Below are 12,561 nucleotides of genomic sequence, written 5' to 3'. Positions count from 1 at the left end.
GTTCGCACGATCCGCCGCGCGTTCGCGGGTGATCCAGAGGGTGATTGTCACCAGAACTGTTCCCGGCCCCTATGCGGCTGTGCTCGGTTCCGATAACTTCCGGTGCTGTGATCCACACCACCGAAGGTCGGCGCGCGCTTCGTCTCCGCATCGCCGCCCCGCTCTGCTTCGCAGTCGCCGCCGCACTTCTCGGCGGCTGCTCGGACGAGACACCTCCCGCGACCACGCCGGTCGCCGAGGTCGCTCAGCCGCGCTCCGCTCCCCCGCGTGATCTGTCCATCTACCGCGGACTTCCCGACGTGCCCGCTCCGCCGGGTCCGACCGTCGCATGCACCTATGCCGGTCAGGGTGGTGTGCTCCCGCCGTCCTCCGCCTCGACCGTGGGGATCGTCGAGCTCACTCTCGACACCTCGATCGGAGCGATTCCGCTGGTGCTCGATCGCACCCAGGCGCCGTGCACCGTCAACAGTTTCGTCGACCTCTCGAAGCGCGGCTTCTACAACGGAACGTCGTGCCATCGGCTCTCCACCGATCCCGGTGGTCAGCTCTACCAGTGCGGCGACCCCACCGGCACGGGAGCGGGCGGGCCCGGATACACCTTCGCCGACGAGTATCCGGTGCCGCAGTTCACGGCGGAGGCCGAGACGTCCTATCTGCCACCGGCGGTGCTCTATCCGCGCGGAACCGTCGCCATGGCCAACGCCGGGGTCGAGAACAGCAACGGCAGCCAGTTCTTCCTGCTGCTCGGAGACTCCCTGCTGCGCCCCGACTTCACGGCGTTCGGCCGCATCGACGATGCCGGGATGGCGGTGCTCGAGGCGGCTGCCGCGCACGGGCACGACGGATCGAGCCCGATCGGGGGCGGTGCGCCCACCACCCCCGTGGTGATCGGGAACGTCCGGTGAGGAGGTGACCCCTCAGGCAGCCGAGGTCACGCGGTACACGTCGTAGACGCCTTCCACGTTGCGGACGACGTTGAGGACGTGACCGAGATGCTTCGGGTCGCCCATCTCGAAAGTGAACCGGCTCACCGCGACCCGGTCACCGGTGGTCGTCACCGAGGCCGAGAGGATGTTGACCTTCTCGTCGGCAAGCGCCTTCGTCACGTCCGACAGTAGCCGATGCCGGTCGAGCGCTTCGATCTGGATCGCGACGAGGAACACCGAGGAGGGGGACGGCGCCCACTGCACCTCGATGATCCGCTCGGACTGCTCGCGCAGGGAGCCGGCATTCGTACAGTCGGTGCGGTGCACGCTCACCGCGCCGGTGCGGGTCACGAAACCCATGATCTCGTCGCCCGGAACGGGCGTGCAGCACTTCGCGAGCTTCGAGACGGTGCCCGGAGCACCCGGCACGAGCACACCGGAATCGCCGCTGTTCCTCGAACGGGTCGGGATCGTCGACGGGGTGGACCGCTCGGCCAGTTCCTCCTCGACACCGCCGACGCCTCCGAGCAGAGCGACGAGTCGTTGCACGACGTGATGGGCGGAGACGTGATGTTCCCCGACCGCGGTGTACAACGCCGAGACGTCGGTGTAGCGCAGTTCCTTGGCCACCGCGACCATCAGGTCGGCGTTCATCAGACGCTGGAGAGGAAGGCCTACACGGCGGACCTCCTTCGCGATGGCATCCTTACCCGACTCGAGGGCCTCCTCGCGGCGCTCCTTGGCGAACCACTGCCGGATCTTGGCCTTGGCGCGGGGCGAGACGACGAAGGACTGCCAGTCGCGGCTCGGGCCGGCGTTGGGGTCCTTGGAGGTGAACACCTCCACCACCTCGCCGTTCTCGAGCTTGCGTTCGAGCGCGACCAGTCGTCCGTTCACCCGTGCGCCGATGCACCGATGGCCGACCTCCGTGTGCACCGCATAGGCGAAGTCGACGGGGGTCGAGCCCGAAGGCAGCGTGACGACATCACCCTTCGGCGTGAAGACGAAGATCTCCTTGACCGCGAGGTCGTAGCGGAGGGATTCGAGGAACTCACCGGGATCGGCCGCTTCCCGCTGCCAGTCGAGCAGTTGCCGCATCCACGCCATGTCGTCGAGTTCGGCGACGTCGCCCGAATGGCGCCCCTTCGTCTCCTTGTAGCGCCAGTGCGCGGCGATACCGAACTCGGCGGTGCGGTGCATCTCGTGCGTGCGGATCTGCACCTCGAGAGGCTTGCCCTCGGGGCCGATGACGGTGGTGTGGAGCGACTGGTAGACCCCGTAACGAGGCTGCGCGATGTAGTCCTTGAAACGTCCGGCCATCGGCTGCCACAGCGAGTGCACGACGCCGACGGCGGCATAGCAGTCGCGGATCTCGTTGCACAGGATCCGCACTCCGACGAGGTCGTGGATGTCGTCGAAGTCGCGGCCCTTGACGATCATCTTCTGGTAGATCGACCAGTAGTGCTTGGGCCGTCCTTCGACGACCGCATCGATGCGCGACGCCGCGAGGGTCCGTCCGATCTCGTCCCGGACAGTGGCCAGGTAGGTGTCCCGGGAGGGGGCGCGCGTCGCGACGAGCCGGACGATCTCCTCGTACTTCTTCGGGTGGAGAATCGCGAACGCCAGGTCCTCGAGTTCCCACTTGACCGTCGCCATGCCGAGACGATGGGCCAGCGGAGCGATCACCTCGAGGGTCTCTCGTGCCTTCCGGGCCTGCTTCTCGGGTGGCAGGAAGCGCATGGTCCGCATGTTGTGGAGCCGGTCGGCGACCTTGATGACGAGCACCCGCGGGTCGCGCGCCATCGCGATGATCATCTTGCGGATGGTCTCGCCCTCGGCGGCCGACCCGAGCACCACCTTGTCGAGTTTGGTGACACCGTCGACCAGATGCGCGACCTCTTCACCGAATTCGGCGGTGAGCTGCTCGAGCGAGTAGCCGGTGTCCTCCACGGTGTCGTGCAGCAAGGCGGCGACGAGGGTCGTGGTGTCCATCCCCAGCTCGGCCAGGATGGTGGCGACCGCCAGCGGATGCGTGATGTAGGGGTCGCCGGACTTGCGCTTCTGACTCGCGTGGCGTTCCTCGGCCACGTCGTAGGCTCGCTGGAGCTGCGACAGGTCGGCCTTCGGATACAACTCCCGATGGATGGTGACCAGAGGCTCGAGCACCGGCTTGAGGCTGGTGCCGCGCTGACCGGTGATGCGACGCGCCAGGCGTGCGCGCACCCGCCTCGACGCGGAGGTCGACGCCGGGGTCGACGACGGATTCTGACCGGAGTTGTGGGACCGATCGAGATTCTGGGTCATGCCTCCACCTCCCGTCGCGGCTGCGAACCCGGCTCGTCACCGATGCGCATGTCCGGACCGTTCCGGCCCGGCGGATTCACCGGCACCTGAGGCAACTCTAACTCTCAGATCCGCACGAGCGACGTGAGCGGGTACTTCTGCAGCCGCGACCGTCCGCCCAGAGCTTCGATCTCGGTGACGACGGCGATTCCGATCACCTCGGCGCCGGCTCGTTCGAGCAGTTCGACGGTTGCCGAGAGCGTTCCGCCGGTCGCGAGAACATCGTCCACCACGAGCACTTTCCGGCCGCGCAGGGCCATCCAGTCGCCCGGGATCTCGATCGACGCGGTGCCGTATTCGAGACTGTATTCGCAGGTCTGTACGGGCGGCGGAAGCTTGCCGGCCTTCCGGACGGCGAGAACACCCACGCCGAGGCTGCGAGCGATACCACCTCCCAGGAGGAAACCCCGCGCATCGATCCCCGCGACGAGTTCGGCGTCGGGAGCCGCGGAGGCCAGCGCCTCGATGATCGCCGCGAAGGACGGACCGTCGGCGAACACCGGCGTCAGATCGGCGAACCGAACACCCGCGGCGGGGAAGTCGTCCACCCAGCGGGTGTGTTCGGTCACGGCGAGGGCAGCTTCCTCGACGAGCCGCGGTTCGCCGATTCGTTGAACGTTCATCCTCTGAGTATCCACCGATCCATGTTCCAGCCCGAACCCGCCAGGGTGGGGTTCGGCACCCCGGCGTACATTCCGTCCGCGAATCCGATGGTGCGCGGCTGCGCGAACAAGGGCAGGGTGGGCACCTCGTCCCACAAGATCCGCTCGGCCTCGGCTACCAGTCCCGCTACCGCAGCGTCCTCACGCGCGACGAGCAGTCCGTCGAGCAGCTCGTCCACCCGGCCGTTGCGGTAGCCACCGACATTGCTTCCCGCACCGGAGTGCAGAGCGCCTCGAGCGTTCTCCATTGCCGCCGTTCCCCCGGCCCCCGTCGCCCCGGCGGTGCCGACCAGGATCGCGTCGACCTCGCCCGTGCCCAGACGGGACGGGACGAAGGTGTCCGAACCGGCATCGACCACCTCGATCCCGGCTGCGCGGCAGGACTCCGCGATCAGGGCGACGGTGCGCGCACGCCGGTCGTCGGGAGCGAGGTAGCCGACCCGTACCTCCATCCGGTCCTGTCCGGATGCCTCCCGTTCGGTACGTGCCGCCTCGACATCGGCGGTCGCGTACCGCTCGGCCGCCCCGGCCGTCTGCGGGTACAGCGGCGAATCGGGTGCGAGCAAGCGCGACGAGATCGGTCCGGTGACTCCGCTCGACTCGTCGGCAGCGCCGAGCTCGTCGAACAGCTGTGCCCGCGGTACGCAGGAGGCGAGTGCACGCCGAGCCGCAGGATTCTCGAAGACTCCGCCGGTGGCGAGGACGAGCTGTTCGAGATTGCGCGACACCACGGTCTCCGTAGCGGCGCCATCACCGAGATCCAGGCCGTGTCCCAGCGAGCCGGCACCGACGTCGACGACGTGGATGCGACCGTCCCCGGCGGCTGTGGAGGCGTCGGTACCGCGAGGCCACACGACGATCCGGTCGGTGGCCGGTGCGTTCCCCCACCACCTTTCGTTCGCGACGAGTGTCAGACCGTCCTCGACGGTGTAGGACTCGATGCGGTACGGACCCGCCGAGGGAAAGAGCGCGGGATCGAACTCGCCCGGTGTCAGCGACCATCCGGTGTTCCAGAACTCCGCGATGCGGCGGACGGCCTCGGTGTCGTTCGCGTTGATCGCACCGACGAGATCGGACACGCCCGAGCGCTGCGCCGCCACGTGAGCGGGCATCAGCTCGGTGGCACCGAACAGCGACCGCCAGTCCGTGTCGTTCCGCCCGGGGCGGAACACGACGGTCGCCTCCTTCGACCCCGGTTGGCAGTCCACCCGCTCGATGTCGGCGTACGCGCCCCGGCGGGCTGCGTCGAAGAGAGGAACCTGCTCACCGGACTCGTCCGGGGCGGTGAACCGGCCACTCGATGCCGCCCAGGTCAGGACGAGGTCGTCGCACGACATGGGGACACCGTCCGAGTAGACCGAGTCCGGGGACAGCCGGTACTGCACGGCGAGTGTCTCACCCGGCACCGCCGTCGCCGTGCCGATGTCGGTATCCGCCACCACCCGGCCGGACGGGGCGACGTAACCGAAACCGGGCAGCACCCGGACGAGGGCCTGACGCGCCCCGGACGCGGCGCCGTCGACGGTGTTCGCGTTGTAGGTCGTCACCGCGTCGTCGATCGCGTACCCGATCGAGTGCAGGGGTTCTTCCTCGGTGCTCGCACATGCCACGGTCGACAGCGCAACCGCCGCGGCCACGACCCCACACGTGAGGATCGTGCCGCGGCGCCTGCGCGCCGGCCTTGTCGTCGAGGCGTTCCGCTGCGTCAGAGCCATATGTCAGGACCTTCTCTTGGCGCGCTTTCCGGTCGGTCGTGCCCCCGGCGCCGGACCCCGGCGGATCGCCGCCCGATCGGGCAGGACACCCGCGGCCTCGACCGGCCGAGCTTCCCGGCCCTCGCGTGCATCCGTGTCGGTGCCGCCGCGTGCCGCGCGGGAAGCGGCCTCCTCCCGCTTCGCGAGCACTTTGCGGGTGTGCTTCGCGACCGGGCCCCGCCACTCCTCGAGAGTGACGAGCAGTGGGGTCGCGAAGAAGATCGAGGAGAAAGCGCCCACGATGATGCCGACCAACTGGACGAGCGCAAGATCCTTGAGCGTTCCCACACCCAGCAGCCAGACGGCGACGACCATGAGCGCGAGCACCGGCAGCACGGAGATGATCGTGGTGTTGATCGAGCGCATGAGCGTCTGGTTGACAGCGAGATTCGCCTGCTCGGCGTAGGTGCGCCGGTGCAGGTGCAGAATGCCCCGGGTGTTCTCCTCGACCTTGTCGAAGACCACGACCGTGTCGTACAGCGAGAAACCGAGGATGGTGAGCAGACCGATCACCGTCGCAGGGGTGACCTCGAAGCCGACCAGCGAGTAGACGCCTGCGGTGACGATGATGTCGAAGAACAGTGCTGCGATCGCCGCGATCGCCATGTTCCGCTGGTACCGCACGGCGATGTAGATGCTGACGATCACGAGGAAGACCACGAGCGCGATCAGCGCCTTGTTCGTGATCTGGCTTCCCCAGGTCTCACTGACGTCCGCGACGCTGATCGCGTTGCGGGACGGTTCGCCGTCGGCTCCGGTGGGCTGGAACTCCTCGAACAATGCGGTCTGGACCGCGTCGACCTGCCCCTGATCCAGGGTTTCCGAGCGGATCTGGACCGTGGCGCCGTCGCCGGCGCCGACGGTCTGCACCGCTTCGGGCTCGAAGCCGACGGTGTCGCTGAAGACCGTCTCGACCTCGTCGACGGTGACACCGGCGACGACCGGCATCTGGATGCGGGTGCCACCCTCGAAGTCGATACCCCAGCTGAATCCCCGGAGCAGCATGCTGAGCAGTGCGATCAGCACGATCACCCCGGTGACGATGTACCACCGCTTGCGCCGGCCGACGATCTCGAACGCCCCGGTTCCGGTGTAGAGGCCGGACAGTCTCCCGTGCCGGGGTGCGGCCGGTGCCGCCGTCGTGGTCGTGTCGCTCATCGTCACGCCTCCTTCGCAGCTGTCGCAGCAGCGAGACGCCGCTCGTCCGCCACATGCTGGATTGCGGCCAGACCGTTCACGTTCGGCTTGGACCAGAACTTCGACTTCGAGGCCAGGAACACGAGGGGCCAGGTCACGAGGAAGACGACGACGACGTCGAGAATCGTGGTCAGGCCCAGGGTGAACGCGAAGCCACGGACCTGGCCGACCGCGAGGACGTAGAGCACCGCGGCAGCGATGAAGCTGACCGCGTTACCGGAGAGGATCGTCCGGCGGGCACGTGCCCAGCCACGCGGCACCGCGGAGCGGAAACTCCGTCCCTCCCGGATCTCGTCCTTGATGCGCTCGAAGAACACCACGAACGAGTCGGCGGTCATGCCGATACCGATGATGAGACCGGCGACGCCGGCCAGATCGAGGGTGAACCCGATGTATCGGCCGAGCAGCACCATCACCGCGTAGACGGCCAGTCCCGACAATACGAGCGACAACGCGGTCAGTATGCCGAGCATCCGGTAGTACACCAGGCAGAACAGCAGGACCAGGACCAGACCGACGGCGCCGGCGATCAGGCCGGCTTCGAGAGAGGCCAGGCCCAGCGTCGCGGACACGGTCTCGGCTTCGGACGCCACGAACGACAAGGGCAGCGAGCCGTACTTGAGGGTGTTCGCAAGTTCGGCGGCCTGGGTGTTCGTGAACTGTCCGGTGATCGAGGTGGCGCTACCGGCCGGGGTCGCCCCCTGGATGACGGGCGCGCTCACGACCTTCGAATCGAGCACGAAGGCCGCCTGCTGGCCGATGTTCGCGGCGGTGTACTGCGCCCACGTGTTGCTGCCCTCGGTGTCGAACGTCAGGCTGACCTCGTAGCGCGACTGCTGCTGATTGAAACCGGAGGTGGCGTCCTCGATCTGCTGACCGTCGATGATGCTCGGCCCGAGGAGGTAGATCGCCGTGCCGTCCGTCGAGCACGCGACCAGTGGAAGTGCCGGGTCGTCGTTACCCGCGAGCGGATCCGCCGCGGAGCAGTCGAGGGCGAGCGCCGCGGCCTGCTGGACGGCGGGATCTTCACTCTGGCGGCTCGCCTTGGCCGCCGCGATGTCCGCGGCCGCCTGCTCCTGCGGAGTGAGGGACACATCGTTCTCGGGTGCCGGGCTCTGCGGCTCCTCGGTAGTGGGCTCTGCGGGTGCCTCGGTGGTCTCTGCAGGTGCCGGAACCTCGTCGCCCGGCGTGGTGGGGTCCTGCGCCGGGAACGGACGTCCCTGCGGTTCGGGAGCGTCCGCCGGTGGGGCCGTCTCGGCCGGAGCGGGCTCCGCAGGTGCAGTTTCGGCGGGCGCGGGTTCCGTCGGCAGACCGGCGTCGGGTGCACCGGCGCCGGACTGTTCCGCGAGATCCTCGGCGGTGAGGGAGGCGTCGATCGGCCCGCCGATCACCGGCCGGATGTACAGCCGGGCCGTCTGGCCCAGCGTCCTGGCCTGAGCACTGTCCTCACCCGGCACCGTGATCACGAGGTTGTCGCCGTCGATGATCACCTCCGAACCCGAGACGCCGAGACCGTTGACGCGGGTCTCGATGATCTGCTGGGCCTGGCGGAGGCTGTCCGGACTCGGGCTCGCCCCGTCGGGGGTACGCGCGGTGAGGGTGACGCGGGTGCCGCCCTGCAGATCGATGCCCAGTTTCGGGGTGGGCGACTTGTCCCCGGTGAAGAAGACCAGTGCATACAACGCGGCGAGTATCACCCCGAACAGGGCGAGCGCGCGCACGGGATGCACCGATCCGTTGGAAGGTGCCACGGTCTGTCAGTCTCCTCGATGCGAGTGAGTGGTGGTCGGTTGCAGTCGCGCGGCACCCGGTTCCGGCCCGGGAAGGTCCGGTTCCGAAACCGTGAGCGGCGGATCGACTGTCAGTACTCGGTCGGACGTCCCTCCGGCGGGGTCGCATCGTCGTCCTTACGCAGCAGATCCGGCTGCTGCGGGGCCACCGGCTCGACGCGTTCCCGGATCACCAGCCGCGACCAGGTGGTCACGACACCGGGAGCGATCTCGAGGTCGACGGTGTCGTCGGCGAGGGCGGCAACCGTGGCGTGCAGGCCCGCGGTGGTCATCACGCGGTCGCCGATGCGCAGGGAGTCCTGCAGCTCCGAGACCTTCTGCATCTCCTTCTTCTGACGCCGCACGCCGAGGAAGGTCGGGATGAGCAGGGCCAGGATCAGGAGAGGGAAGAGCAGTTCCATCGTTGAAGTCAGTCCTCGGTCGTCATCTGTAGGTCGCGGTGACGCTAGCGGCACCGGCGCGTCGTAGTGACGTACACGACACCACGACATCGGGATCGGTCTCCACGGACCGACGCAATAGACCAGTGTGCCATTCGCGGGCCGCGCGTCCTACCGCCCCGCGTTCGGACCGTCCGGGCCGGACCCCTCGCTACCGTCCGGGCCGGACCCCTCGCCGCCCTCGTCGAAGAGTTCGAGCTGCGGTTCACGCGCCCGCACCTCGATACCGCCCGAGGCAGCCTCCGGCGGAGGCGTGAGCCCGAGCTGAAGCCAGGCGGCCTGCGTGGCGACACGTCCCCGCGGCGTCCGGGCGATCATGCCCGCACGGACGAGGAAGGGCTCGCACACCTCTTCGACGGTGGCGGGTTCCTCCCCCACCGCCACGGCCAGGGTCGAGACACCGACCGGTCCCCCACCGAAACTGCGCACGAGTGCACCAAGGACGGCGCGGTCGAGGCGATCGAGTCCGATCGGGTCGACGTCGTACACCTCGAGTGCGGCCTGCGCGACGGGTCGGGTCACGATGCCGTCCGCACGGACGTCAGCGTAATCGCGAACCCGTCGCAACAACCGGTTGGCGATGCGCGGAGTGCCGCGAGAGCGTCCCGCGATCTCCGCTGCGGCGTCGTCGCGCAGGTCGATACCGAGGATGGACGCGGATCGCTGCAGGATCCGCTGCAGTTCCGGCGGATCGTAGAAGTCCATGTGCGCCGTGAAGCCGAACCGGTCGCGCAGGGGGCCGGTGAGGGCACCGGAACGGGTGGTCGCGCCGACGAGCGTGAAAGGTGCGACCTCGAGCGGAATCGACGTGGCACCCGGTCCCTTGCCCACCACGACGTCGACCCGGAAGTCCTCCATCGCGAGATACAGCATCTCTTCGGCCGGCCGGGCGATCCGGTGGATCTCGTCGATGAACAACACGTCGCCCTCGGTCAGATTGGACAGCATCGCGGCGAGGTCGCCGGCGCGCTCGAGCGCGGGCCCCGAGGTCAGCCTCAGCGATGTTCCGAGTTCGGCGGCGATGATCATCGCCATCGAGGTCTTGCCCAGCCCGGGAGGCCCGGACAACAGGATGTGATCGGGGGTCCCACCGCGAAACTTCGCTCCCCGCAGAACGAGCTGCAGTTGTTCACGGACGCGGGGCTGCCCGATGAAATCGTCGAGATTCGTCGGCCGCAGGCTCGTCTCGATCTCGCTGTCGGAAGGGATGTGCTCGGCCGTCACCGGCGACTGCTCGCGGTCGGTCGCACCGGACCGCTCGCGGTCGGCCGCATCGGACCACTCGCGGTCGGTCGCACCGGACCGCTCGCGGTCGCGCGCCGCCGCGTCGAACTCGCGGTACTCGTCGGTCACCGCGCCCTACCCAGCAGCTTCAGAGCGGACCGCAGCGCGGTGGAGACATCGGCGGCCGGATCCTCGGTGAGGACGGTATCGGCGGCAGGCTCTGCCTGACGCGGGGTGAACCCGAGACCCACCAGCGCCTCCACGATCTGATCGCGCAGCGGTGAACCCGCGGCCGCGACGGGAGCCGACCCGGTCGCGCCGAACGCCGCGACCTTGTCGCGCAGTTCGACGATCATGCGTTCGGCGCCGCGTTTGCCGATGCCCGGCACGCGGGTGAGGGCTGCGGTGTTGCCGTCCGCCAGAGCCGCACGCAGGGCGTCGGGTTCGAGCACGGCGAGCGTCGCCATGGCGAGCCGGGGACCGACCCCGCTGACCGTCTGCAGCAACCCGAACAGCTCGCGTGCCTCCGAGTCGGCGAAGCCGTAGAGCGTCATGGAGTCCTCGCGGACGATCATCGAGGTGGCGAGGCGCGCCTGTTCTCCACGCCGGAGCGCCGCGAGCGTCGCGGGCGTGGCATTGATCCGATAGCCGATCCCACCCGCCTCGATCACCACGTGGTCGAGGGCTATGTCGAGAACCTCGCCGTGTACCGAGGCGATCACCGGCTACCTGCCTTCCGTGCGGCCGACTGTTCGCGCAGCCGCTCCTCGTAGCGTTTCTTCTGCTGGGCGGCCGCAGCTTCGGCGGCCGCGAGTCTGGCGAGCAGCGGAGCGCGCCAGCAGTGTGCGACGGCCAACGCGAGTGCGTCGGCGGCATCGGCGGGCTTCGGCGCGGAATCGAGCTTGAGGATGCGGGTGATCATCGTGGTCACCTGCTTCTTGTCGGCCGTGCCGCTGCCGGTGACCGCCGCCTTCACCTCGCTCGGTGTGTGGAACATGACCGGGATCGCGCGGCGTGCCGCGGCCAGGGCGACGACGCCACCGGCCTGCGCGGTGCTCATCGCACTACGCACGTTGTGCTGGGAGAACACGCGCTCGATCGCGACGACGTCGGGCTTGTAGCGGTCCATCCATTCCTCGACGGAGTCGGACACCTTCAGCAACCGGTGCTGCAAATCGAGGTCGGGTGAGGTGCGGATGACACCGACGGCGACGGGGATCACGTCGCGTCCGCGTCCGGTGTCGACCATTCCGAGGCCGCAGCGGGTCAGACCGGGGTCGACACCCATCACGCGCACCCGACTCACCTCTCGACACCCGAATACGGCCGGTTCCGACGCCTCTCGACGAATCCCGACCCGCTCCGCACGATTGCGAACGCCTGTTCGAGAGCATAGCGGCCGGGGTCGGGTGCCGGGAGACCGACACGCGACCCCGGCCGCTGCGGACGAGTGCGACGCGAGCGTCGCTCAGGCGTCGAGTTCTGCGAGCACGTCGTCGGAGATGTCGACGTTCGTGTAGACGTTCTGCACGTCGTCGCAATCCTCGAGCGCGTCGACCAGTTTCATGACCTTGCGCGCGCCCTCGGCGTCGACGGGCACCTCGACCGAGGCCCGGAAATCCGGATCGGCGGAGTCGTAGTCGATGCCGGCGTCGACGAGAGCCGTACGCACGGCGATCAGGTCGCTCGCCTCGGAGACGATCTCGAAGGAATCGCCGAGATCGTTGATCTCCTCGGCGCCGGCTTCGAGGACGACCTCGAGGATCTCGTCCTCGCTCCGGCCGTTCTTCTCGAGCACCACCACACCCTTGCGGGTGAACAGGTAGGCGACCGATCCGGGATCGGCCATGTTGCCCCCGTTGCGGGTCATGGCGGTCCGGACCTCACCGGCGGCGCGGTTGCGATTGTCGGTCAGGCACTCGATGAGCAGTGCGACACCGTTGGGGCCGTAGCCCTCGTAGGTGATGTTCTGCCAGTCGGCGCCGCCGGCTTCCTCACCGGCACCACGCTTGCGCGCACGCTCGATGTTGTCGTTCGGAACCGAGCTCTTCTTCGCCTTCTGGATGGCGTCGAACAGGGTCGGGTTACCCGCCGGGTCGCCACCGCCGGTCCGGGCCGCCACCTCGATGTTCTTGATGAGCTTCGCGAACATCTTGCCGCGCTTGGCGTCGATGACCGCCTTCTTGTGCTTGGTGGTGGCCCATTTGGAGTGGCCGCTCATTCGC

11 protein-coding genes are annotated in these 12,561 nt (G+C 68.4%); 1 reads left to right on the top strand and 10 read right to left on the bottom strand.

The features are described 5' to 3' along the window. Positions 1-107 precede the first annotated feature (107 nt). Entirely contained in the window at positions 108-905 is a 798-nt protein-coding gene (locus tag MOM01_RS05805; RefSeq protein WP_241384427.1) for a peptidylprolyl isomerase, read from the top strand. A gap of 12 nt (positions 906-917) precedes the next feature. Here MOM01_RS05805 and MOM01_RS05800 read toward each other — a convergent pair whose 3' ends face one another. From MOM01_RS05800 to MOM01_RS05755, 10 genes are all read right to left on the bottom strand, one after another. Then, the gene (locus tag MOM01_RS05800; protein WP_241384426.1) at positions 918-3,230 is read right to left on the bottom strand and encodes a RelA/SpoT family protein; all 2,313 of its coding nucleotides are present in this window, start codon (positions 3,228-3,230) and stop codon (positions 918-920) included. Between the two features lie 104 nt (positions 3,231-3,334). Further along, positions 3,335-3,892: an adenine phosphoribosyltransferase gene (locus MOM01_RS05795; protein WP_241384425.1), complete on the bottom strand. Its 558-nt coding sequence runs from the start codon at positions 3,890-3,892 to the stop codon at positions 3,335-3,337. Beyond that, positions 3,889-5,646 (bottom strand): ABC transporter substrate-binding protein, encoded by a 1,758-nt coding sequence (locus MOM01_RS05790; RefSeq protein ID WP_241384424.1) that lies wholly within the window; start codon positions 5,644-5,646, stop codon positions 3,889-3,891. Before MOM01_RS05790 ends, MOM01_RS05795 begins: the two co-directional genes overlap by 4 nt. A 3-nt stretch (positions 5,647-5,649) precedes the next feature. Further along, positions 5,650-6,843 carry a protein translocase subunit SecF gene (secF, locus tag MOM01_RS05785; protein ID WP_241384423.1) on the bottom strand — a complete coding sequence of 398 codons (1,194 nt, stop codon included), beginning with the start codon at positions 6,841-6,843 and terminating at the stop codon, positions 5,650-5,652. A gap of 2 nt (positions 6,844-6,845) precedes the next feature. Next, positions 6,846-8,633: a protein translocase subunit SecD gene (gene secD / locus MOM01_RS05780; RefSeq protein WP_241384422.1), complete on the bottom strand. Its 1,788-nt coding sequence runs from the start codon at positions 8,631-8,633 to the stop codon at positions 6,846-6,848. A 110-nt stretch (positions 8,634-8,743) separates the two neighbouring features. Continuing rightward, positions 8,744-9,073 carry a preprotein translocase subunit YajC gene (yajC, locus tag MOM01_RS05775; protein ID WP_241384421.1) on the bottom strand — a complete coding sequence of 110 codons (330 nt, stop codon included), beginning with the start codon at positions 9,071-9,073 and terminating at the stop codon, positions 8,744-8,746. Positions 9,074-9,223: 150 nt separating this feature from the next. After that, on the bottom strand, positions 9,224-10,465 hold the full coding sequence (ruvB, locus tag MOM01_RS05770; RefSeq protein WP_241384420.1) for a Holliday junction branch migration DNA helicase RuvB: 1,242 nt from the start codon (positions 10,463-10,465) through the stop codon (positions 9,224-9,226). Then, positions 10,462-11,058: a Holliday junction branch migration protein RuvA gene (ruvA, locus tag MOM01_RS05765; RefSeq protein WP_241384419.1), complete on the bottom strand. Its 597-nt coding sequence runs from the start codon at positions 11,056-11,058 to the stop codon at positions 10,462-10,464. Before ruvA ends, ruvB begins: the two co-directional genes overlap by 4 nt. Next, the gene (gene ruvC, locus MOM01_RS05760; RefSeq protein ID WP_241384418.1) at positions 11,055-11,633 is read right to left on the bottom strand and encodes a crossover junction endodeoxyribonuclease RuvC; all 579 of its coding nucleotides are present in this window, start codon (positions 11,631-11,633) and stop codon (positions 11,055-11,057) included. The genes ruvA and ruvC overlap by 4 nt, the downstream gene beginning before the upstream one ends. A 171-nt stretch (positions 11,634-11,804) precedes the next feature. Further along, positions 11,805-12,557: a YebC/PmpR family DNA-binding transcriptional regulator gene (locus MOM01_RS05755; RefSeq protein WP_088898171.1), complete on the bottom strand. Its 753-nt coding sequence runs from the start codon at positions 12,555-12,557 to the stop codon at positions 11,805-11,807. Positions 12,558-12,561: the final 4 nt, after the last annotated feature.

It is taken from the genome of Rhodococcus sp. CH91, assembly GCF_022554085.1.
In the GTDB taxonomy this organism is placed as follows: Bacteria; Actinomycetota; Actinomycetes; order Mycobacteriales; family Mycobacteriaceae; genus Rhodococcus.
The sequence above is the reverse complement of the archived record's forward strand: the minus strand, read 5'-3'. Positions and strand labels throughout refer to the sequence as shown.